Source organism: Massilia atriviolacea (genome assembly GCF_003953935.1).
Classification (GTDB): Bacteria; Pseudomonadota; Gammaproteobacteria; order Burkholderiales; family Burkholderiaceae_D; genus Telluria_A; species Telluria_A atriviolacea.
This window is the reverse complement of record NZ_RXLQ01000009.1, coordinates 227655-249004: the sequence shown is the minus strand read 5'-3', so window position 1 is coordinate 249004 and position 21350 is coordinate 227655. Positions and strand designations below refer to the sequence as shown.

Genomic DNA, 21350 nt, shown 5'->3' with positions numbered 1-21350 from the left:
ATGCGATCGACATCTGCCGGCTCCATGCCGCCGGTGGGCAGTGTGCGGGGGGGCCGATGAACTGGACCCTGATTCTGATCCTGCTGGCGATGGGCGGCGCCGGCGGCTTCGCGGCCGGTTTGCTGGGCATCGGCGGCGGCATGGTGCTGGTGCCCTTCATCACGATGATCTACACGGCCGAGCATTTTCCGCCCGAGGCGGTGGTGCACATGGCGATCGCCACTTCGCTTGCCACCATCATGTTTACCTCGCTGTCGTCGGTGCGCGCGCATCACGCGCATGGCGCGGTGCTGTGGCCGGTGGTGCGCATGCTCACCCCCGGCATCCTGATCGGCTCGTGGATCGGGCCGTGGCTGGGCAAGCAGCTCAACACCACCGCGCTGGCGCTGGTGTTCGCCGTGTTCGTGGCGTTTTCGGCCACCCAGATGCTGAGCGGGAAAAAGCCGGCCGGCGCGCGCGAATTGCCGGCGGCGCCAGGCATGTTCGCCGCCGGCGGGCTGTTCGGCGTGGTCTCGGGCGTGGTGGGGGCGGGCGGCGGCTTCATGTCGATCCCGTTCATGACCTGGTGTAATGTCCGGATCCACAACGCGGTGGCCACCAGCGCCGCGCTGGGCTTTCCGATCGCGCTGTCGGGCACCCTGTCGAACATCTGGTTCGGCTGGCACCAGCCCGGCCTGCCGCCGTATTCGCTCGGCTATATTTACCTGCCGGCGCTGGCCGTGATCGCCGCCGCCAGCGTGCTGGCCGCGCCGCTGGGCGCGCGCGCCGCGCACCGCATGCCGGTGCAGCGCCTGAAGCGCATCTTCGCGTTTATTTTGTATGCGCTGGCCGGCTATATGCTGTGGAAGGCGTTTCACTGACCCCCTTGCCCCCGTTCCGGTAGGCCCACACCAGCATCGCGATCCCGCCGCCGATCATCGGCAGCGACAGCATCTGGCCCGAGCTGACGGGCAGGCCGGCCACGCTGACCTGCCAGTCCGGCACGCGGAAGTATTCGGTGAAAAAGCGCGCGCAGCCGTACAGCAGGGTGAACATCGCCCCCACCGCCAGGCGCGGCCGTTCCTTGCGCGCATAGATCCACAGCAGCGCGAACACCAGCAGGCCGTCGACGATCATCTGGTACAGCGGCGAAGGATGGCGCGGACCCTGCACGCCCGGCCACAGCATGGCCCACGGCAGGCTGGGGTCGGCCAACCGTCCCGGCAGTTCGGCGTTGATGAAGTTGCCCATGCGGCCGGCGGCGTAGCCGAGCGGGACCAGCGGGGCGATGAAATCGTAGACGTCGAGCAAGTTGCGCCCGGCCTTGCGCGCCCACAGGCCCATCGCCAGCAGCACCCCCAGGAAGCCGCCGTGGAAGGACATGCCGCCCTGCCACACCTTGAAGATGGCGACCGGATCGGCCATGAAGCGGGCCGGCTGATAGAAGAAGACTTCGCCCAGGCGCCCGCCGATGATCACGCCGAGCATCCCGTAGAACAGCATGTCGTCCAGGTCTTCCTTCTTCCAGCCGCGCGCGGCGATGTGCGGCTGTTTGATGCGCACGCGCCCGAGGGCGATGAACATGGCGAAGGCCAGTACGTACATCAGGCCGTACCAGTGCACATGCAGCGGTCCGAGCGAAAAGGCGACGGGGTCAGGCATCGGATGGGTCAGCATCGGTATTCTTTCGTAGTAAATCCAAAAAGCCCTGCAGGACCGGGGAGACGGCATCGCGCCGCCAGGCCAGTCCGGTTTCCACCTGCGGCGTCGGGTCGCGCAAGGCCCGGTATTCTACGCCGGGCCGCCTCAGCTTGGACACCGATTGTGGCACAAGTGCCATCCCCATGCCGGCCGACACGAGACTGACGATGGTCTGCATCTGGATCGCTTCCTGCCCGATCTCGGGCGTGATGCCGGCCGCGCGGAAGCAGGCCAGGATGGCGTCGTGCAGGGCCGGCGCGATCGGACGCGGGAAGATAATCAGCGGCAGCGGCGGCAGCGCGCCCAGCGCCACCGGGCCGGCGCCGGCGGCGATGGCGCCGGCCGGCAGGGCCACGATCAGCGCTTCGGTCAGCACCTTCAGGTAATCGAGTTCCAGGCGCGCCTTGTCGGGCAGCGGCGGAATCAGGAGGCCGGCATCGATGCGTGTATGCAGCAGCTCGTCGATCTGCACGTCCGAGGTCGCTTCCTGCAGGGTGATACTGACCAGCGGAAAGGCCGCGCGGTAGCGCCGCAGGAAGGGCGGCAGCACGCTGTAGTCGGCCGAGGAGACGAAGGCCAGCGACAGGCGGCCGGCCTCGCCGCCGGCGGCGCGTCGCACCAGCGCGGGCAGGGCGGCGCCGGCGGCCAGGATGCGGCGCGCTTCCGGCAGCAGGGCCTGGCCGGCCGGGGTGAGCTCGACCGCGCGGCGGCTGCGCGCGAACAGCGGCGCGCCGAGCAGCTCTTCCAGGCCCTGGATGGTTTGCGACAGCGGCGGCTGGGTCATGTGCAGGCGCAGCGCGGCCTTGCCGAAGTGAAGTTCCTCGGCCACTGCGACAAAGTAGCGCAGCTGGCGCAGTTCCAGGTTCATATGTTTTTCCATGTCGAACGGTGCCTGTGATATTTTTTGCGACTCACAGCGATGCAAATGATATATTTGACGCGCGCTTGCCCGCAAGGCATTCTTGACGATATCAAATCATCCGGAGCAAGCCATGTCAGACCAGCCACGCTACAACCGCCGTTCCCGCAACATCACCGAAGGCGTCTCGCGCAGCCCGAACCGCTCGATGTACTACGCCATGGGCTATCAGGCCGAGGATTTCGACAAGCCGATGATCGGCGTCGCCAACGGCCATTCCACCATCACGCCGTGCAACTCGGGCCTGCAAAAGCTGGCCGACATCGCCATTACGACGATCAAGAGCGCCGGCGCCAATCCGCAGGTGTTCGGCACGCCGACCATTTCGGACGGCATGTCGATGGGCACGGAAGGGATGAAATATTCGCTCATCTCGCGCGAAGTCATCGCCGACTGCATCGAAACGGCCGTCAACGGCCAGTGGATGGATGGCGTGGTCGTGATCGGCGGCTGCGACAAGAACATGCCGGGCGGGATGATCGCCCTGGCGCGCACCAATGTGCCGGGCATTTATGTGTACGGCGGCACCATCAAGCCGGGTAACTGGAAGGGCAAGGACCTGACCATCGTCTCGGCCTTCGAGGCGGTCGGCGAGTTCACGGCCGGGCGCATGTCCAAGGAAGACTTCGACGGCATCGAGCGCAACGCCTGCCCCTCGGCCGGTTCCTGCGGCGGCATGTACACCGCCAACACCATGTCGTCCTCGTTCGAGGCGCTGGGCATGGGCCTGCTGTATTCCTCGACCATGGCCAACCCGGACGACGAAAAGGTCGGCTCGGCCGCCGAATCGGCGCGCGTGCTGGTCGAGGCCGTGAAAAAGGATCTCAAGCCGCGCGACATCATCACCCGCAAGTCGATCGAGAACGCGGTCTCGCTGATCATGGCCACGGGCGGCTCCACCAATGCGGTGCTGCACTACCTGGCGATCGCCCACGCGGCCGAAGTCGAGTGGACCATCGACGACTTCGAGCGCGTGCGGCGCAAGGTGCCGGTCATCTGCAACCTCAAGCCGTCCGGCCAGTACGTGGCGACCGACCTGCACAAGGCCGGCGGCATTCCGCAAGTGCTCAAGCTGCTGCTCGACGCCGGCCTCTTGCACGGCGACTGCATGACCATCACCGGCCGCACGATGGCCGAAGAACTGGCGACTATCCCGTCGGTACCGGACCCGGCGCAGGATGTGATCCGCACCATCGACAAGGCGCTGTACCGCCAGGGCCACCTGGCCATCCTCAAGGGCAATCTGTCGCCGGAAGGCTGCGTGGCCAAGATTACCGGCCTGAAGAACCCGGTGATCACCGGTCCGGCGCGCGTCTTCGACGACGAGTATTCGGCCATGGACGCGATCCTGGCGGACGGCATCCAGGCCGGCGACGTGCTGGTGATGCGTTACCTGGGGCCGAAGGGCGGACCGGGCATGCCGGAAATGCTGGCGCCGACGGCGGCGCTGATCGGCAAGGGCCTGGGCGAATCGGTGGGCTTGATTACCGACGGGCGTTTTTCGGGCGGGACCTGGGGCATGGTGGTCGGCCACGTGACGCCGGAAGCCTTCGAGGGCGGCACCATCGCGCTGGTGGAAGAGGGGGATTCGGTGACCATCGACGCGCACCAGCAGCTGATCGAGCTTAATGTGAGCGATGAAGAGATCGCCCGCCGCCGCGCCAACTGGGTCAAGCCGGCGCCGCGCTATACGCGCGGGGTGCTGGCCAAGTTCGCGGCGCTGGCCGCGCCGGCCAGCAAGGGCGCCGTGACCGGCTGATTGCGGTGCCATCTCGCCCCCGCGCGGGGGCGAGTACTTAGCGCTTGTTGGCCTTGTCGAAGGCTTCCTTGATGCGTGCCTTGCGCCGCGCTTCGTCGACGTTGTGGGCTTTTTTCTTGTCCAGTCCCAGTATCTTTTCGACAAACTCGAACCAGATGAAGGCCACGAACATCAGTCCGATGATCCACCACCAGGACAAGGCGGCGAACTTCCAGACTTCGAAATAGCGCAGTCCCACGAGCGCTGCGATTAATAGAATGACGGGCATGGCAAACTCCTTTTGATACGCGTATCTTACAAACAATTTCTTCAGAGGGGCAGTAAAATCGTGTCGCTGGGCAAATAGTTGGGTCAACCAACCACATGCCTGACCCGTTATGGTGCGTGTGGCCGCCCATTCGGCGCGCCGAAACACGGTAAAATTGCAGTCAGTTGTTCACTCTGGAGAAATACATGAAACGGTCCCTGATGTTGTTCACGGTGTTGTCGGCGTTGGCCTCGTCGAGCGCCATGGCAAACGCCGATTTGGCAAAAGCAAAAAATTGCATGGCGTGCCATGCGGTAGCGAACAAGCTGGTCGGACCTGCCTACAAGGATGTCGCCGCCAAGTATGCCGGCCAAAAAGATGCCGAAAACAAGCTGGTCACCAAGGTCCTGAAGGGCGGCGCCGGCGCCTGGGGCGCGGTACCGATGCCCGCCAATCCGCAGGTCAGCGAAGCTGAAGCGCGCACCCTGGTCAAATGGATCATGGTCCAGAAGTAAATCGCCCTACCCCCGACAAAAAAACGCGCCAATGTGAATTGAGCGCGTTTTTTGTTGCCTGCAGGCGGTGGGCCAGCGCCCACGACAGCTTACTTGACCACGGACATCTTGGTCTTCTTGCCGCCTTTGAAGGTGAACATGGTCAGCGCGCCATCCTTGATGTCGCCCTTGTCGTCGAACTGGATCAGGCCGGTAACGCCCTGGTGCTTGATTTTCTGCAGTTCCGGCAGGTACTTGGCCGGGTCGGCCGACTTGGCATTCTGCATCGCGGTCGCCATGACCATCACCGCATCGTACACATACGGCGAGTACAGCTGCACATCGGCGTTGTTGAAGCGTTTTTTGTAGCGTGCCACGAAGTCGGCCATCGATTTTTCCTGCTCGCCGCTCACGCCGCCCGCTTCGGCGCAGGTCACATTGCCTTCGCCCACGCCGTCACCGGCCAGGCGCACCAGCGATTCGGTGCAGATGCCGTCGCCGCCCATGAACTTGGCGTTGATGCCGAGCGCCTTCATCTGCTTGAGCATCGGGCCGCCGACCGCGTCCATGCCGCCGAAGAAGACCAGGTCCGGCTTCTTGTTCTTGATCGAGGTCAGGATGGCGGTGAAGTCGGTGGCGGTGGCGGTGGTGAATTCCTTGCCGACCACCTTGATGGCGGGATTGGTCGCCTTGGCGCCCTTCAGGAATTCGGTGGCCACGCCCTGGCCGTAGGCCGAGCGGTCGTCGATGATGGCAATGTTGGTGGCCTTCAGGGTTTCGACCGCGTAGCGTCCCAGGGTGCCGCCCAGCTTGTTGTCGTTGGCGACCACGCGGAAGGCCGACTTGAAGCCTTGCTTGGTGTATTCGGGGATCGTGGAGGAGGGCGAAATCTGGGGAATGCCGGCATTGTGATAGATCCGCGAGGCCGGTACCGTGGTGCCCGAATTGAGGTGGCCGATCACGCCTTGCACCTTGGCGTCGACCAGCTTTTGCGCCACGGCCGTGCCCTGCTTCGGATCGGCGCCGTCGTCTTCCAGCACCAGTTCCAGCTTGACCTTCTTGCCGTTGATCATGAAGCCCTTGGCGTTCAGTTCTTCCACGGCCATCTTGGCGCCGTTTTCGTTATCCTTGCCCAGGTGCGCGCTGGCGCCCGAAATCGGGCCCACGTGGCCGATCCTGACGACGTCCTGCGCGCTGGCGCTGCCGGCGAATGCCATGGCGATTGCGAGTGGAATGAGTTTGGTCGTGAACTGCATGTGCATTCTCCATTGGATTGAAAACAGACAGCGCTCGTGGCGCCGTTTCGAAAATTTTGTGCAGGCCAAAAGGTACAACAATTTAAATGTTACGCAAAGCCGATTGTCAGAATTTTCACAACAATGTGCGCCCGCTCACCATCAACGTGCGTGACGGGGCCCGGTGCACCGGACGGCGCACCGGATTGCAGCGGTTTTGTAAGCAAATGAAAGACGCGCCCTTTACGGCGGCGGCGGGCGCAGCGCCTGGAGGGTGCTGATTTCTTGTGCAATGGCGTGGGCGACGATATTGTCGACGGTCTCTTGCAGGCCCTTGCGCAGCTCGGCGGTGACGCTGGCGACCGCTTGCTGGAGCACCTGTTCGATGCCGGCACGCAGGCGCTGGTCGATGACGATGTCGACGCTTGCCTGGAGTTGCTGAACGATGCGCTCGGAGAGACGCTGTTCCAGCGCTGTCCAGTGCGCATCGGCAGGGCTGGCGGGCGGCGCTTCGGGCAGCGCCGGCGCGCTCCCGGCAACAGGCTCGGCCGGAGCCTCGCCTTTGTCTGAAAACAATTCCGTCAACACAGGAATATGCGGGTCGAACGGACGAGCCTGGCTCATGACTGGCCTGCGACGAAGTGGGTCAATGGATAGGATTGCTGCTTGTAGGCGACATAGCGCTTGCGTCCGGCGGCGGCGTCGTTTTCATCGGTGGAAATGATTTCGAACACGCGCTGGAAGCGCGCCAGCTGGGCCGGCGTGGAGCGCGTCAGGTTGACCAGCATGTCGTGATGCGGCAGTTCGGCCGCATCGCTGTGGGTGATGATGACCGGGGTCTGCGCGGCCAGCGGGTCGCCGGCCATCACATGCGGCAGGAAATCGGTTTCCGACAGGGTCCACAGGGCCTGGTCCAGCGCCTGCGCCTGCGCCGCATCCTCGGCCAGCAGCACTACGCGGGCGCGGCTGGCCAGGGCCTTGCGCGCCAGCCGGCAGGCGTAGCTCAGCTTGTCCGGGATGTTGGTATGGAAATCGATCCTTGTCATCGGCGCGCTCAGAACACGAAGTCGGGCGGGGTGTTCTTTTCACGCGGCGGCGCCTTGGGCGCGTCCGATACCTTGTCTTTCTCTTCCGCTTTGGGCGCTTCCGGTTCCGGCGGCGCGGCCGGGGTGGCTTTCGGATACTGGTAGCCGGGAGGAAGCATCTTCTTTTCCGGGTAGGCGGCATCGGTCAGCATGGTGTTCCAGGCCGCCGCTTCGAAACCGGTCGACTTGGCGCGGCCAACCTTGATGAAGGGCAGGCTGCCATCGCCGCCGGCTTCCTTGAGCTTGGCGTCGTCGGCCGGCGTCTGCACGGTTTTCTCGGTAAACGGGATGCCGCGCTCCTTGAGCAGGTTGCGGCCCCTGTCGCAATAGTCGCACTTGGCGCGCGTGTACAGCACCACCGGGTGGGCGCGCGCCGCCTGCGCCAGCGCGTAGGGCAGGGGCACGCTGGCCGCGCCGCCGGCGCCGGCCTTGATTTCGATCGGCTTGGCGTTGGCCGGCGGCGGCTTGTCGCTGAACGTGACCTTGCCGGAGGCGTCGACCCATTTGTACATCTGCTGCGCGCCGGCGCCGCCCGCGCACAGCAGCAGTGCCAGCATGCCAGCCATCTTTTTTGTTACTGTCATTACAATTCTCCTGCTGGCACGGTCTTTCAGGACTGCATGCCGCTATGGCGCAACAGCGCATCGATACTGGGTTCGCGGCCACGGAAGGCCTTGAACGATTCGAGCGCGGGGCGCGAACCGCCGACGGCCAGTATCTCTTGCTGGAAGCGTTTGCCGGTTTCTTCGGAAAGGGCGCCGCCGCCCGCTTCGACCGCTTCTTCAAAGGCGGCGTAAGCGTCGGCGGACAAGACTTCTGCCCACTTGTAGCTATAGTAACCGGCGGCGTACCCTCCGGCAAAAATATGTCCGAAAGAGTGTTGGAAACGGTTAAATGCGGGCGGCATCATGACCGAGAATTTCTGGCGCACGTCGTTGATCAATTCCTGCACGGTTTGCGCGCTGGCCGGGTCGAAGTCGTAGTGCAGGTGCATGTCGACCAGCGAAAACTCCACCTGGCGCAGGGTTTGCAGGCCGGACTGGAAGTTCTTGGCGGCCAGCATCTTGTCGTACAGCGCGCGCGGCAGCGGCTCGCCGGTCTTGACGTGGGCGGTCATGTGCTGCAGCACGTCCCATTCCCAGCAAAAGTTTTCCATGAATTGCGAGGGCAGCTCGACCGCATCCCACTCCACGCCCGAAATGCCGGAGACCGCGATTTCGTCCACCTGCGTCAGCATGTGGTGCAAGCCGTGGCCGAATTCGTGGAACAGGGTGGTCACTTCGTCGTGGGTGAACAGGGACGGCTGCAGCTGGCCGTCGACCGTGGCCGGCGGGGTGAAGTTGCAGGTCAGGTAAGCGACCGGCGTCTGCAGCAGGCCGCCGGTCTGCAGGCGCCGTCCGCGCGCGTCGTCCATCCAGGCGCCGCCGCCCTTGCCGCTGCGCGCGTACAGGTCGAGGTAGAACTGGCCGACCAGCTTGCCGCCCTTCTCGATGCGGAAGAAGCGCACGTCCGGATGCCAGACAGCGGCCGTGTCGGGCTTGATCTCGACGGAGAACAGGCTTTGCACCAGGCGGAACAGGCCGTCCACGACTTTCGGCTCGGGGAAGTATTCCTTCACTTCCTGGGCCGAGAAGGCGTAGCGCCGTTCACGCAGTTTTTCCGAGGCGTAGGTCAGGTCCCAGGCTTCGACCTTGTCGATGCCCAGTTCGTCCCTGGCGAAGGCGCGCAGTTCGGCCAGGTCCTGCTCGGCGAAGGGACGCGCGCGGCGCGCCAGGTCTTCCAGGAATTCGATCACGTGCTCGGGACTCTGTGCCATCTTCGGCACCAGCGAGACTTCGGCAAAATTACGATAGTCGAGCAATTTGGCTTCTTCGTCGCGCAATTTGAGCAAACTGGCGATGTTGTCGCTGTTGTCCCATTTTTCCAGCTGGCTGAACACGGTGCCCATTTCCGAGGCCTTGGTGGCGCTGGCGCGGTAGATGGTTTCGCGCAGCTCGCGCTTGTCGGCAAATTGCAGGATCGGGAAGTAGGACGGGAAGTGCAGGGTGAACTGCCAGCCGGCCTTGCCATCCTTCTCGGCGGCGGCGCGCGCGGCCTGCCTGACGTCGTCCGGCAGGCCGGCCAGGTCGGCTTCGTTGTCCACGTTCAATTTATAGTCGTTGGTGGCGTCCAGCACGTTTTCCGAAAAGCGCGTCGAGATGCTGGCGTGCTGTTCCTGGATCTCGGCGAAGCGCTGCTTTTTCGACTCGGGCAGCTCGGCGCCGCCCAGGCGGAAGTCGCGCAGGGCGTTCTCGACGATGCGCTTGCGCGCCGCCGACAGGGCCGCGTACGCGCTGCTGGCGCGGATCGCCTTGTACTTGGCGAACAGCGCTTCGTTCTGGGCCAGCGCGGTCCAGAATTCGGTCACTTTCGGCTGGTTGTCGTTATAGGTGGCGCGCAGTTCGGGCGTGTCGACCACATTGTTCAGGTGGCTGACCACGCCCCAGGCGCGGCCCAGCTGTTCGGTCGCTTCTTCGAGCGGGATGACGAAGTTGTCCCACGTCACGTCGGCGGACGGGGCTTCGAGCTCGGCCACGACCGCGCTCGCCTGGGCGATCAGCAGGTCGATGGCCGGCGTCACGTGCTCCGGCTTGATGTCGTTAAAACGTGGCAAATCGCTGAAATCGAGCAGGGGATTGCTGGTATCGGTCGTCATTATGTTATTCCTCATGTCGGTTTCAAGTAATCGTCGAAGGCGCCGCACAGCGCGCGTGCTTATCCGCGCTCGGCTGCCTCGACCGTGTTCATCAGCAGCATGGTAATCGTCATCGGCCCCACGCCGCCCGGTACCGGGGTGATGTGGGAAGCCACCTCGCGCACGCCGGCGGTATCCACATCGCCGCACAGCTTGCCGTCATCGTCGCGGTTCATGCCCACATCGATCACGATCGCGCCGGGTTTGACCATGTCGGCGGTGAGCGTGTTGCGGCGCCCGACGGCGGCCACCACCACGTCGGCCTGGCGCGTGTGGTAAGCCAGGTCCGGCGTCGCACTATGGCATATGGTCACGCTGGCGTTCGCTTGCAAGAGCAGCAGCGCCATCGGCTTGCCGACCGTGTTGCTGCGGCCGATCACGACCGCGTGCTTGCCGCGCAGGTCGTAGCCCGTGCTCTCGATCAGTTTCATGCAGCCGTACGGGGTGCACGGGCGGAAACCCGGCAGGCCGGTCATCAGTTCGCCCGCGCTGAGCACCGAGTAGCCGTCCACGTCCTTGGTGGTGGAGATCGCTTCGATCACCTTGTTCGGGTTGATGTGCTTCGGTAGCGGCATCTGCACCAGGATGCCGTGGATGGCCGGATCGGCGTTCAGGCTGGCGATGCGCTCGAGCAGGGCCGCTTCGGTCAGGTCGGCGTCGTACTTTTCCAGGGTCGAATGGAAGCCCACGTCGGCGCAGGCCTTGACCTTGTTGCGCACATACACGTGGCTGGCCGGGTCTTCCCCCACCAGGATCACGGCCAGCCCGGGCTGCTTGCCCTTGGCGCTCAGGACGGCGGCGCGCTGCTTGATTTCTGCGCGTAATTGTTGGGAGAGGAGAACACCATCGATCAGTTGAGCGGACATGATTTTTAGCCGGGAAAAGAGTGGGAAGAAAGAGTGCGGAGAAAAGCGGGATTATAAAGCCAGTGCCGCTATCGCGTGCCCCGAATCCCCGCAAGCGACCATAATCTTGCACTGAAAGAAAGATGGACTTGACGTTCACGTCAAGCTAAATTCCACAATATGAAACGATATATCGTAATTTGAAAAAGCGGAAAACTGCTGTTAGAATTGCTCCACTAAATTTGGGTATTGGTAAATAATCAGCAAAACGTCCGCCGTCGATGTCGATCGGGTAGGGCACTAACAAAGGAGACGCATCAATGTCAGCTCAACTCGACCAGTTGACGGCAGCAGCCGCCAACGATCCCGACACGCTCGAAACCAAGGAGTGGCTCGACGCGCTCGAAGCCGTCATTGAAAATGAAGGCACCGACCGCGCGCACTACCTGATGGAACGCATGGTCGACCTGGCCCGCCGCCGCGGCGCCCACATCCCGTTTTCCAGCAACACCGCCTACGTCAACACCATCCCCGCCCACCTCGAAGAACACTGCCCCGGCAACCTGGAGTACGAAGAGCGCCTGCGCTCGTGGATGCGCTGGAACGCGATGGCGATGGTGGTCAAGGCCAACCGCGCCGACGGCGACCTGGGCGGCCACATTTCGAGCTTCGCCTCGCTGGCGAACATGCTCGGCATCGGCTTCAACCATTTCTGGCGCGCCCCGACCGCCGACCATGGCGGCGACCTGCTGTACCTGCAAGGCCACTCCTCGCCCGGCATCTACGCGCGCGCCTTCCTGGAAGGCCGCCTGTCGGAAGACCAGATGCTCAATTTCCGCCGCGAAGTCGACGGCAAGGGCCTGTCGTCGTATCCGCACCCGAAACTGATGCCGACCTTCTGGCAGTTCCCGACCGTCTCGATGGGCCTGGGCCCGCTGATGGCGATCTACCAGGCGCGCTTCCTGAAGTACCTGCACGCGCGTTCGATCGCCGATACCTCCAACCGCAAGGTCTGGGTATTCTGCGGCGACGGCGAGATGGACGAGCCGGAATCGATGGGCGCGATCGGCATGGCCGCGCGCGAGCGCCTCGACAACCTGGTCATGGTCGTCAACTGCAACCTGCAGCGCCTCGACGGCCCTGTGCGCGGCAACGGCAAGATCATCCAGGAACTGGAAGCGGACTTCCGCGGCGCCGGCTGGAACGTGGTCAAGGTCATCTGGGGCCCGGGCTGGGACACGCTGCTGGCCAAGGACAAGGAAGGCATCCTGCAGCGCGTGATGATGGAAACCGTCGACGGCGAATACCAGAACTACAAGGCCAAGGACGGCGCCTACGTGCGCAAGCACTTCTTCGGCAAGCATCCGAAGCTGCTGGAAATGGTCGCCAACATGACCGACGACGACATCTGGCGCCTGACCCGTGGCGGTCACGATCCGCACAAGATCTATGCCGCCTTCAAGATCGCGCAGGAAAACAAGGGCACCCCGACCGTCCTGCTGGTCAAGACCGTCAAGGGCTTCGGCATGGGCAAGTCCGGCGAAGCGCGCAACACCGCGCACCAGACCAAGAAGCTCGACGACGAAGCGATCCGCGAAATGCGCGACCGCTTTGCGATCCCTATTCCCGACGACAAGCTGGCCGAAATTCCGTTCTTCAAGCCGGCCGACGATGCGCCGGAAATGGTCTACCTGCACAAGCGCCGCGAACTGCTGGGCGGCTACCTGCCGCAGCGCCGTCCGCAAGCTGCCGAATCGCTGCCGGTGCCCGCGCTGTCGGCCTTCCAGAACGTGCTGGACGCGACCGCAGAAGGCCGTGAAATCTCGACCACGCAAAGTTTTGTCCGCATCATCTCGACCCTGCTGCGCGACCCGAACCTGGGCCAGCGCATCGTGCCGATCCTGGTCGACGAATCGCGGACCTTCGGCATGGAAGGCCTGTTCCGCCAGATCGGCATCTTCAACCAGCAGGGCCAGTTGTACGAGCCGGTCGACAAGGACCAGGTCATGTACTACCGCGAAGACAAGGCCGGCCAGATCCTGCAAGAGGGCATCAACGAAGCGGGCGGCATGAGCTCCTGGATCGCCGCGGCGACCTCGTACTCGACCAACAACCGGATCATGATCCCGTTCTACACCTTCTACTCGATGTTCGGCATGCAGCGCATCGGCGACCTGGCGTGGGCGGCGGGCGACATGCGCGCACGCGGCTTCCTGATGGGCGGCACGGCCGGCCGCACGACCTTGAACGGCGAAGGCTTGCAGCACGAGGATGGCCACAGCCATGTGATGGCGGCGACCATTCCGAACTGCCTGCCGTACGATCCGACCTTCGCGCACGAAGTGGCGGTCATCGTCCAGGACGGCCTGCGCCGCATGGTGGCGGAGCAGGAAGACGTGTTCTACTACATCACCTTGATGAACGAGAACTACGAGCAGCCAGGCCTGACCCCCGGCACGGAAGAGGGCATCCTGAAAGGCATGTACCTGCTGCAGGCGGGCGACGCGGCTGCCAAGCAGCGCGTGCAGCTGATCGGCTCGGGCACGATCCTGCGCGAATCGATTTTTGCTGCCGAACTGCTGAAAAACGACTTCGGCATCGCGGCCGACGTCTGGTCGGCGCCGTCGCTGACCCTGGTCGCCCGCGACGGCCAGGACGCCGAGCGCTGGAGCATGGTGCATCCGACCGAGGCGCCACGCCTGCCGTACGTCACGCAGCTGATGGAAAAGACCGCCGGTCCGATCATCGCCACGACCGACTACATGCGCCTGTTCGCGGAACAGATCCGCGCGTTCATGCCGAAGGGCCGCACCTACAAGGTGCTCGGTACCGACGGTTTCGGCCGCTCCGACAGCCGCGTCAAGCTGCGCGAGTTCTTTGAAGTGAACCGTTACTATATCGTCGTGGCGGCGCTCAAATCGCTGGCTGACGAAGGCGTGATTGCGACGTCCGTGGTGGCCGATGCGATCGCCAAGTACGGCATCAATCCTGACAAACCGAATCCGGTGACCCAGTAACTTTGCCCCGACGTTTGAGCACTCGTGCTGAACTTGGATTCCCGCCTGCGCGGGAATGACGACGCTAGCCCCGTCGTTCCCGCGCAGGCGGGAACCCAAGTTGCCGAGGTGCCGCAGACGCGCGACTAAACGAATAAGAACGGAGTAAACGCTATGAGCATTGTGGAAGTCAAAGTCCCGGATATCGGCGACTTCAAGGAAGTCGAAGTCATCGAACTGATGGTCAAGCCGGGCGACACCATCAAGGTCGACCAGTCGCTGATCACCGTCGAATCCGACAAGGCCAGCATGGAGATCCCGTCCAGCCACGCAGGCGTGGTCAAGGAACTCAAGATCAAGGTCGGCGACAAGGTCGCCGAAGGCGCACTGCTGCTGATCCTCGAAAGCGATGACGCAGCCGCCGCACCGGCAGCCGCCGCAGCACCGACAGCAGCACCGGCGCCAGCACCAGTAGCAGCACCAGCAGCCGCACCGGCGCCGGCACCAGCAGCCGCACCAGCGCCTGCGCAAGCCGCGCCGGCACCTGCGGCAGCATCGGCACCAGCACCTGCTGCCGACGCTGCACCAGCCCAATCGAACGCCAAGGCGCACGCCTCGCCATCGATCCGCAAGTTCGCGCGCGAACTCGGCGTCGACCTGCTGCGCGTGCCGGGCAGCGGTCCGAAAGGCCGCATCACCCAGCAGGACGTGCAGAACTTCGTCAAGGGCGTGCTCGCCAGCGCGTCGCCGGGCAACGGCAGCAAGGCAGCCGCCGGCGGCTCGGGCGTGGGCCTCGACCTGCTGCCATGGCCATCGCTCGACTTCAGCAAATTCGGCCCGACCGAACTGCTGCCGCTGTCGCGCATCAAGAAAATCAGCGGCCCGAACCTGCACCGCAACTGGGTTATGATCCCGCACGTGACGCAGTTCGACGAGTCCGACGTGACCGACCTCGAACAGTTCCGCGTCGATTCGAACGCCGCGCTGGCCAAGGCCAAGTCGACCGTCAAGCTGACCATGCTCGCTTTCGTGATCAAGGCCAGCGTCGCCGCGCTCAAGAAGTACCCGGCATTCAACGCATCGATCGACGCCACCGGCGCCAACCTGATTCTCAAGCAGTACTACAACATCGGCTTCGCGGCCGACACCCCGAACGGCCTGGTGGTCCCGGTCATCAAGGACGCCGACAAGAAATCGATCTCGCAGATCGCCACCGAAATGGGCGAGCTGTCCGGCCAGGCGCGCGACGGCAAGCTCAGTCCCGCCAACATGCAGGGCGCGACCTTCACCATCTCGTCCCTGGGCGGCATTGGCGGCACGGCCTTCACGCCGATCATCAACGCACCGGAAGTGGCGATCCTCGGCCTGTCCAAGTCGTCCATGAAGCCGGTGTGGGACGGCGCGGCCTTCCAGCCACGCCTGATGCTGCCGCTGTCGCTGTCCTACGACCACCGCGTGATCGACGGCGCCATGGCCGCGCGCTTCACCGCCTATCTGGCCGAAGTCATGGCCGATCTGCGCAAGACCTTGTTATAAGGACGACACAGCGATGAGCACAATCGAGGTAAAAGTACCGAATATCGGCGACTTCAAGGAAGTCGAAGTCATTGAAGTGATGGTCAAGGCGGGCGACACGATCAAGGTCGACCAGTCCCTGATCACCGTCGAATCCGACAAGGCCAGCATGGAAATCCCGGCCAGCCATGCCGGCGTGGTCAAGGAAGTCAAAGTCAAGGTGGGCGACAAGATCGCCGAAGGCTCGCTGCTGCTGGTGCTGGACGAAGCCGGCGCAGGTGCCGCTCCTGCTTCTGCTCCTGCCGCTGCCGCACCTGCTGCCGCACCCGCCCCTGCACCTGCGGCCGCTGCGGCCGAATCGCAGGCGCCCGCGCAACCGGCCGCGCCAGTGGCCGCCGCACCGGCGCCGGCCATGGCCAGCTATGACGGCAAGGTCGACATCGAATGCGAGATGATGGTCCTCGGCGCCGGTCCCGGCGGCTATTCGGCGGCCTTCCGCTCGGCCGACCTGGGCATGAACACGGTGCTGATCGAGCGTTACGCTTCGCTCGGCGGCGTGTGCCTGAACGTGGGCTGCATTCCATCGAAAGCGCTGCTGCACGTGGCCGCCGTGATCGATGAAACGCAAGCCATGTCCAAGCACGGCATCAGCTTCGCCAAGCCGGAAATCGACATCGACCAGCTGCGCGCCTACAAGGACAAGGTCATCACCAAGATGACCACGGGCCTGTCGGGCATGGCCAAGATGCGCAAGGTGAACGTGGTGCAGGGCGTGGGCCAGTTCGTCAGCGCCAACCACATCGAAGTGACGGCCGCCGACGGCAGCAAGAAGGTCGTGCAGTTCCAGAAGGCGATCATCGCCGCCGGTTCGGCCGTGGTCAACCTGCCGTTCGTGCCGAAAGATCCGCGCATCGTCGACTCGACCGGCGCGCTGGAACTGCGCCAGATCCCGAAACGCATGCTGGTCATCGGCGGCGGCATCATCGGCCTGGAAATGGCCACTGTCTACTCGACTCTCGGTGCGCGCATCGACGTGGTGGAAATGCTCGATGGCCTGATGCAGGGCGCCGACCGCGACATGGTCAAGGTCTGGCAGAAGTTCAACGAGAAGCGCTTCGACAAGGTCATGACCAAGACCAAGACGGTCGCCGTGGAAGCGCTGGAAGAGGGCATCAAGGTCACCTTCGAAGCGGCCGAAGCGGGTGCGACCGCACCCGAGCCGCAACTGTACGACATGGTGCTGGTGGCCGTGGGCCGCAGCCCGAACGGCGGCAAGATCGCGGCCGACAAGGCTGGCGTGACGGTCACCGAGCGCGGTTTCATTCCGGTCGACGCGCAGATGCGCACCAACGTGCCGCACATTTTCGCCATCGGCGACCTGGTGGGCCAGCCGATGCTGGCGCACAAGGCGGTGCATGAGGCGCACGTGGCGGCCGAAGCGGCGCATGGCGAGAAGGCCTTCTTCGACGTCAAGGTGATTCCGTCGGTGGCGTACACCGATCCCGAAGTGGCATGGGTCGGGATTACCGAAGACGAGGCGAAAGCCAAGGGCATCAAGCTGGAGAAGGGTCACTTCCCGTGGGCCGCGAGCGGCCGCGCGGTGGCCAATGGCCGCGACGAAGGCTTCACCAAGCTGCTGTTCGACGCCGAGACGCATCGCATCGTCGGCGGCGGCATCGTCGGCACGCATGCGGGCGACATGATCGGCGAAATCGCGCTGGCGATCGAGATGGGCGCCGACGGCGTCGATATCGGCAAGACGATCCACCCGCATCCGACCCTGGGCGAGTCGATCGGCATGGCGGCGGAAGTGTACGAAGGCGTGTGCACGGACTTGCCGCCGGTGCGCAAGAAGTAAGCGTGAGACCGTCGTTCCCGCCTCCGCGGGAGGTCGTTTCTGCCAATGGCGGGAACGACGGTTTTTAAGTTATCGGCCGTAACGGCTCCAGAAAAAAGCCCCGTTCACGCATCACGTGAACGGGGCTTTTTCTATTCCACGCTTTAGTGAAAACTGACCCACCGCGCAGGAATCTCGATATTCCCCGAGCGCGCCGCAGCCGCATACGCGTGCATCTCCGCGACCACCGCTTCGAGTTGTTCCATGTTGGGGTTCTCGAGAAAACCCTTCATACGTTCATTCAGTGACGCTTGCTGGTCGTGCCATTCGTAGCGAGCAGACTTGCTCATACAGTTCTCCTTGAAAGGGCGTCACTGTGCCAGAAAAGACGCACCGTTTCGGTGCGTTGGCGCACATTCTCGCGGGCACGCGGCCGCTTATGCCGGGCGCAGCACGCTGCGGTAAAACAGGTCGAGCCGCTGCTCCAGTCCCTTCACCACTTCCTCGCGCACCTGCGGCACCGGCTGGAACAGGAAGCGCCCGAAGTACTCGCCCTGCACGCAATTGAGCAGGAACGTCGGCACCAGTTCCAGCGCCAGGTCCTCGCGCAATTGCGCCCTGATGTCCGGCCGCGCGAAATAGCGCCCCAGCATCTCGCGCGTCTGGCGCGGCCCCGCTTCGTAAAACGACACCGACAATTCCGGATTCGACGCCGCTTCGGCAATCACCATGCGCTGCATGCTCAGCGCTTCGGGCGCAGTGATCATGTCGTAGAACTGCAGGCTGAATTCGGAAATGACCTGCTTGAGCGGCCGCATGTCGCTTTCCACCTGATTGGCCGTAAAGAAGCGGCTGCGGTTGGCCAGCAGCACCGCCTGGAACAGGCCCGCCTTGCCGCCGAACTTGACGTAAATCGTGCGCACCGCCACGTGCGCTTCGCGCGCAATGGTTTCCAGGCTGACCTTGCCGTAGCCATGCTTGAGCATCAGCTCGCCGGCGGTCTCGATCAGGTTGTTGTGGCGCGCTTCGAGCTCGCAGGCGCGCGGGCGGCCCGCCGATTTGGCGGGCGCAACTACGGGGGCAGGGGAGGCTGTCGTCATGCCCTCACTCTAATTCAATCTAAAATGAAATGCAACCGTTTCATTTCTTGACTTGGCGAAATGCTTGGTGAATAATGCACTTACCCCATTTCATTATCGGAGCAGTACCATGTCGCAAGCACCAGCCCAGGCCGAGCCGTCAACCCCCGCCGCCGTTCCCGCCGTCGCCGCCCCCGCCGCGACCCCGCCCAACTGGCGCGTGCGCGGCGTGCTGGCCCTGATCGCCGTGGCGGCCATCGGCGCCGGCGGCCGCATGTGGTACCGCAGCTCGCATTTCGTCGAGACCGAAAACGCCTTCGTGTCCGGCCATGTGCACCCGGTGTCGGCCCGCATTTCCGGCGTGGTGACCAAGGTGCTGGTGGACGACAACCAGTCCGTGAAAGCCGGCGACGTGATCGCCGAGCTCGATCCGGCCGACCAGCGCGTCAAGGTCGAACAGATCCAGGCGCAGATCGCCAGCGCCCAGCAGCAGGTGCTGCAGGCCGACGCCCAGGTCGAACAGGTGCGCGCGCAGGCCGCCGCCGCCTCGGCCCAGGTGGTCCAGTCGGAAGCGCAGCTGACCCGCGCCAAACAGGATGCCGAGCGTTTCGGCCAGCTGTATAACGCGCAGATGAAAGCCGTCTCGAAAGCCGAACTCGATGCCGCCAACGCCGGCCGCGCCGGCGCCGTGGCCGACGTCTCGGCACGGCGCGGCACCGTGGTCGCGGCCCAGGCCCAGATCACCGCCGCCAGCGCCGCGCGCGATGTCGCAAAAGCCCAGATCAAGGTCCTGCAAACCCAGTTGAAGGACGCCCAGCAGCAGCTGGCCTACAACCGCATCCTGGCGCCGGTCGAAGGCCGCCTTGGGCGGCGCAGCGTGGAAGTGGGGGCGCGCGTCCAGCCGGGCCAGCAGCTGGCCGCCATCGTGCAGGACGACGTCTGGATTACCGCCAATTTCAAAGAGACGCAACTGGCCGACCTGCAGCCCGGCCAGGCCGTGCACGTGGTGATCGACGCCATGCCGAAGCACCCGCTGGTCGGCCGCATCGACAGCTTCTCGCCGGCCTCGGGCAACCAGTTCGCGCTGCTGCCGGCCGATAACGCCACCGGTAATTTCACCAAGATCGTGCAGCGCGTGCCGGTCAAGATCGTGCTGCGCGCCGAGGACGTCAAGGCCCTGAACGGCCGCCTGGTGCCCGGCATGTCGGCGCTGGCCGAAATCGAACTTGGCCAGGCCGCACCGGCCGCCACCAGGACCGCAGCCGCGCCTGTCGCCGCCCCCGCGCCCGCCGCCCACTAAGTCCCGTTCATGAGCAGCCCGACCACCACCCTGACCGCCGCAAGCATGGCGGCAGCGCCGCCGATCGCCGAGAAGGTCGACCTGCGCACCTGGATCGCCGTCGCCGCCGGCATGCTGGGCGCCTTCATGGCGATCCTGGATATCCAGATCACCAATTCCTCGCTCAAGGACATCCTGGGCACGCTGTCGGCCACGCAGGAAGAGGGCTCGTGGATTTCCACCGCCTACCTGTGCGCCGAAATCGTCGTCATTCCCATGACCGCGCTGCTGGCGCGCGTGTTCGGCATGCGCATGTACATGATCGGCACCACCGCGCTGTTCCTGGTGTTCTCGACCCTGTGCGGCTCCGCCTGGAACCTGGAAAGCATGATCGTGTTCCGCGCGCTGCAGGGCTTTACCGGCGGCGCCCTGATTCCGATGGCGATGACGCTGGTGATGGCCAAGCTGCCGGCCTCGCGCCGTTCGGTCGGCATGGCCATCTTCGGCCTGACCGCGACCCTGGCTCCGGCCATGGGCCCGACCCTGGGCGGCTACCTGTCCGAAATCTACGGCTGGCCGTCGATCTTCTACATCAACTGGGTGCCGGGCCTGCTGCTGATCGGCGGCATCTGGTGGGGCCTGGAGCGCGGCGCCAGCAATATCGGCCTGCTGCTCAAGGCCGACTGGCTCGGCATCTTCCTGATGGCCATGGGCCTGGGCTGCCTGACCATCTTCCTGGAAGAAGGCAATTCGAAGGAATGGTTCGATTCGAACTTCATCGTCACCTTCGCCGCGCTGTCGCTGATCGGCCTGGTGGGGTGGGCGGTCACCAGCCTGACGCGCCCCGATCCCTTTGTGAACCTGCGCCTGTACGGGCAGCGCAACTTCATCGTCGCCACGGTGCTGTCGGCGGTGATCGGCATGGGGCTGTACGGATCGTCCTTCCTGCTGCCGCTGTACCTGGGCCAGATCGCCGGCTACACGCCGATGCAGATCGGTGAAGTCATCATGTGGGCCGGCCTGCCGCAGCTGTTCGTCATGCCCTTCGCCGCCGCGCTCTCGTCCAAGGTCGACAACCGCATCCTGTGCTCGATCGGCCTGACCCTGTTCGGAATTTCGTGCCTGATGAATTCGCACATGGATGCGACCACCGGGTACGACCAGCTGTTCTGGTCTCAGGTCGTGCGCGCCCTGGGCCAGCCTTTCATCATGCTGACCCTGTCGAGCTTTGCGATGCACAAGATTCCGCCGCAAGACATGTCGTCGGCATCGAGCCTGTTCAACATGACGCGCAACCTGGGCGGCTCGATCGGCATCGCCATGCTGGCCACCACGCTGACCAACCGCGAGCATTTTCATTCCGCGATCATCGGCCAGTCGGTGACGGCCATGTCGGCCCCGGTGCAGGAACGCCTGAACCAGTTGAGCCAGGCCTTCGTCGCCAGCGGCATCGACCCGGCCACCGCCGCCAACCAGGCGCTGGCCCTGATCGACCGCGTGGTGCGGCGCGAAGCTTTCGTCATGGCCTACAACGATGGCTTTGTCATCATGGCCGTATTCCTGTTCGCTTGCGTCGGCGCGCTGCTGTTCGCCGACAACGTCAAAGCCCCGTCCGGTCCCGGCGCGGGCGCTCATTAAAGTAGGGA

At 64.2% G+C, this 21350-nt stretch carries 19 protein-coding genes; 8 read left to right on the top strand and 11 right to left on the bottom strand.

The window, feature by feature from the left end:
- Positions 1-56 precede the first annotated feature (56 nt).
- On the top strand, positions 57-860 hold the full coding sequence (locus tag EJB06_RS18600) for a sulfite exporter TauE/SafE family protein (RefSeq protein ID WP_126075503.1): 804 nt from the start codon (positions 57-59) through the stop codon (positions 858-860).
- Here EJB06_RS18600 and lgt read toward each other — a convergent pair.
- Positions 811-1656, bottom strand: a complete 846-nt coding sequence (gene lgt / locus EJB06_RS18595; RefSeq protein WP_126075502.1) for a prolipoprotein diacylglyceryl transferase — start codon at positions 1654-1656, stop codon at positions 811-813. The two genes, EJB06_RS18600 and lgt, sit on opposite strands and share 50 nt — an antisense overlap.
- A complete protein-coding gene (locus tag EJB06_RS18590; RefSeq protein ID WP_126075501.1) occupies positions 1634-2548 on the bottom strand; it encodes a LysR substrate-binding domain-containing protein in 915 nt (304 codons plus the stop codon). The genes lgt and EJB06_RS18590 overlap by 23 nt, the downstream gene beginning before the upstream one ends.
- A 124-nt stretch (positions 2549-2672) precedes the next feature.
- On the opposite strand from EJB06_RS18590, the gene ilvD reads away from it, so the two are divergent.
- Positions 2673-4358, top strand: coding sequence for a dihydroxy-acid dehydratase (ilvD, locus tag EJB06_RS18585; RefSeq protein ID WP_126075500.1), 1686 nt, complete (start codon positions 2673-2675; stop codon positions 4356-4358).
- A gap of 37 nt (positions 4359-4395) precedes the next feature.
- Here ilvD and EJB06_RS18580 read toward each other — a convergent pair whose 3' ends face one another.
- The gene (locus EJB06_RS18580) at positions 4396-4626 is read right to left on the bottom strand and encodes a TIGR04438 family Trp-rich protein (protein ID WP_126075499.1); all 231 of its coding nucleotides are present in this window, start codon (positions 4624-4626) and stop codon (positions 4396-4398) included.
- A gap of 242 nt (positions 4627-4868) precedes the next feature.
- Here EJB06_RS18580 and EJB06_RS18575 point away from each other — a divergent pair, with 242 nt between their 5' ends.
- On the top strand, positions 4869-5120 hold the full coding sequence (locus EJB06_RS18575) for a c-type cytochrome (RefSeq protein WP_229427158.1): 252 nt from the start codon (positions 4869-4871) through the stop codon (positions 5118-5120).
- Between the two features lie 89 nt (positions 5121-5209).
- Here the strand turns inward: EJB06_RS18575 and EJB06_RS18570 are convergent, their stop codons facing one another.
- The 6 genes from EJB06_RS18570 to folD all read right to left on the bottom strand — a co-directional run bounded on the left by EJB06_RS18570 (position 5210) and on the right by folD (position 11019).
- Entirely contained in the window at positions 5210-6355 is a 1146-nt protein-coding gene (locus tag EJB06_RS18570; RefSeq protein ID WP_126075497.1) for a branched-chain amino acid ABC transporter substrate-binding protein, read from the bottom strand.
- Positions 6356-6577: 222 nt separating this feature from the next.
- Positions 6578-6958: a DUF2486 family protein gene (locus EJB06_RS18565; protein WP_126075496.1), complete on the bottom strand. Its 381-nt coding sequence runs from the start codon at positions 6956-6958 to the stop codon at positions 6578-6580.
- Positions 6955-7380, bottom strand: a complete 426-nt coding sequence (locus tag EJB06_RS18560) for a DNA polymerase III subunit chi (protein WP_126075495.1) — start codon at positions 7378-7380, stop codon at positions 6955-6957. The genes EJB06_RS18565 and EJB06_RS18560 overlap by 4 nt, the downstream gene beginning before the upstream one ends.
- Before the next feature lie 8 nt (positions 7381-7388).
- Positions 7389-8003, bottom strand: a complete 615-nt coding sequence (locus EJB06_RS18555; protein ID WP_126075494.1) for a glutaredoxin family protein — start codon at positions 8001-8003, stop codon at positions 7389-7391.
- 26 nt (positions 8004-8029) lie between these two features.
- Positions 8030-10114: a M3 family metallopeptidase gene (locus tag EJB06_RS18550; protein WP_126075493.1), complete on the bottom strand. Its 2085-nt coding sequence runs from the start codon at positions 10112-10114 to the stop codon at positions 8030-8032.
- 59 nt (positions 10115-10173) lie between these two features.
- Complete coding sequence (gene folD, locus EJB06_RS18545) at positions 10174-11019, bottom strand: bifunctional methylenetetrahydrofolate dehydrogenase/methenyltetrahydrofolate cyclohydrolase FolD (protein ID WP_126075492.1); 846 nt, start codon at positions 11017-11019, stop codon at positions 10174-10176.
- Positions 11020-11318: 299 nt separating this feature from the next.
- Between folD and aceE the strand changes: the two genes are divergently transcribed.
- The 3 genes from aceE to lpdA all read left to right on the top strand — a co-directional run bounded on the left by aceE (position 11319) and on the right by lpdA (position 17367).
- Complete coding sequence (gene aceE, locus EJB06_RS18540; protein WP_126075491.1) at positions 11319-14015, top strand: pyruvate dehydrogenase (acetyl-transferring), homodimeric type; 2697 nt, start codon at positions 11319-11321, stop codon at positions 14013-14015.
- Between the two features lie 153 nt (positions 14016-14168).
- Positions 14169-15530, top strand: a complete 1362-nt coding sequence (gene aceF, locus EJB06_RS18535) for a dihydrolipoyllysine-residue acetyltransferase (RefSeq protein WP_126075490.1) — start codon at positions 14169-14171, stop codon at positions 15528-15530.
- 13 nt (positions 15531-15543) lie between these two features.
- Positions 15544-17367 carry a dihydrolipoyl dehydrogenase gene (lpdA, locus tag EJB06_RS18530; RefSeq protein ID WP_126075489.1) on the top strand — a complete coding sequence of 608 codons (1824 nt, stop codon included), beginning with the start codon at positions 15544-15546 and terminating at the stop codon, positions 17365-17367.
- 143 nt (positions 17368-17510) lie between these two features.
- Here lpdA and EJB06_RS18525 read toward each other — a convergent pair whose 3' ends face one another.
- A complete protein-coding gene (locus EJB06_RS18525) occupies positions 17511-17696 on the bottom strand; it encodes a hypothetical protein (protein WP_099875462.1) in 186 nt (61 codons plus the stop codon).
- An 87-nt stretch (positions 17697-17783) separates the two neighbouring features.
- Positions 17784-18446, bottom strand: a complete 663-nt coding sequence (locus EJB06_RS18520; protein ID WP_126075488.1) for a TetR/AcrR family transcriptional regulator — start codon at positions 18444-18446, stop codon at positions 17784-17786.
- 109 nt (positions 18447-18555) lie between these two features.
- On the opposite strand from EJB06_RS18520, the gene EJB06_RS18515 reads away from it, so the two are divergent.
- Together EJB06_RS18515 and EJB06_RS18510 are read left to right on the top strand one after the other, a co-directional pair.
- Positions 18556-19725 (top strand): HlyD family secretion protein, encoded by a 1170-nt coding sequence (locus tag EJB06_RS18515; RefSeq protein WP_126075487.1) that lies wholly within the window; start codon positions 18556-18558, stop codon positions 19723-19725.
- Between the two features lie 9 nt (positions 19726-19734).
- A complete protein-coding gene (locus EJB06_RS18510) occupies positions 19735-21342 on the top strand; it encodes a DHA2 family efflux MFS transporter permease subunit (protein WP_126075486.1) in 1608 nt (535 codons plus the stop codon).
- The last annotated feature ends 8 nt before the right edge of the window (positions 21343-21350 follow it).

Coding starts and splice junctions, on each gene's coding strand:
- EJB06_RS18600 (WP_126075503.1), top strand. CDS start 57: ATGAACTGGACCCTGATTCTGATCCTGCTGGCGATGGGCGGCGCCGGC.
- lgt (WP_126075502.1), bottom strand. CDS start 1,656: ATGCTGACCCATCCGATGCCTGACCCCGTCGCCTTTTCGCTCGGACCG.
- EJB06_RS18590 (WP_126075501.1), bottom strand. CDS start 2,548: ATGAACCTGGAACTGCGCCAGCTGCGCTACTTTGTCGCAGTGGCCGAG.
- ilvD (WP_126075500.1), top strand. CDS start 2,673: ATGTCAGACCAGCCACGCTACAACCGCCGTTCCCGCAACATCACCGAA.
- EJB06_RS18580 (WP_126075499.1), bottom strand. CDS start 4,626: ATGCCCGTCATTCTATTAATCGCAGCGCTCGTGGGACTGCGCTATTTC.
- EJB06_RS18575 (WP_229427158.1), top strand. CDS start 4,869: ATGGCAAACGCCGATTTGGCAAAAGCAAAAAATTGCATGGCGTGCCAT.
- EJB06_RS18570 (WP_126075497.1), bottom strand. CDS start 6,355: ATGCAGTTCACGACCAAACTCATTCCACTCGCAATCGCCATGGCATTC.
- EJB06_RS18565 (WP_126075496.1), bottom strand. CDS start 6,958: ATGAGCCAGGCTCGTCCGTTCGACCCGCATATTCCTGTGTTGACGGAA.
- EJB06_RS18560 (WP_126075495.1), bottom strand. CDS start 7,380: ATGACAAGGATCGATTTCCATACCAACATCCCGGACAAGCTGAGCTAC.
- EJB06_RS18555 (WP_126075494.1), bottom strand. CDS start 8,003: ATGACAGTAACAAAAAAGATGGCTGGCATGCTGGCACTGCTGCTGTGC.
- EJB06_RS18550 (WP_126075493.1), bottom strand. CDS start 10,114: ATGACGACCGATACCAGCAATCCCCTGCTCGATTTCAGCGATTTGCCA.
- folD (WP_126075492.1), bottom strand. CDS start 11,019: ATGTCCGCTCAACTGATCGATGGTGTTCTCCTCTCCCAACAATTACGC.
- aceE (WP_126075491.1), top strand. CDS start 11,319: ATGTCAGCTCAACTCGACCAGTTGACGGCAGCAGCCGCCAACGATCCC.
- aceF (WP_126075490.1), top strand. CDS start 14,169: ATGAGCATTGTGGAAGTCAAAGTCCCGGATATCGGCGACTTCAAGGAA.
- lpdA (WP_126075489.1), top strand. CDS start 15,544: ATGAGCACAATCGAGGTAAAAGTACCGAATATCGGCGACTTCAAGGAA.
- EJB06_RS18525 (WP_099875462.1), bottom strand. CDS start 17,696: ATGAGCAAGTCTGCTCGCTACGAATGGCACGACCAGCAAGCGTCACTG.
- EJB06_RS18520 (WP_126075488.1), bottom strand. CDS start 18,446: ATGACGACAGCCTCCCCTGCCCCCGTAGTTGCGCCCGCCAAATCGGCG.
- EJB06_RS18515 (WP_126075487.1), top strand. CDS start 18,556: ATGTCGCAAGCACCAGCCCAGGCCGAGCCGTCAACCCCCGCCGCCGTT.
- EJB06_RS18510 (WP_126075486.1), top strand. CDS start 19,735: ATGAGCAGCCCGACCACCACCCTGACCGCCGCAAGCATGGCGGCAGCG.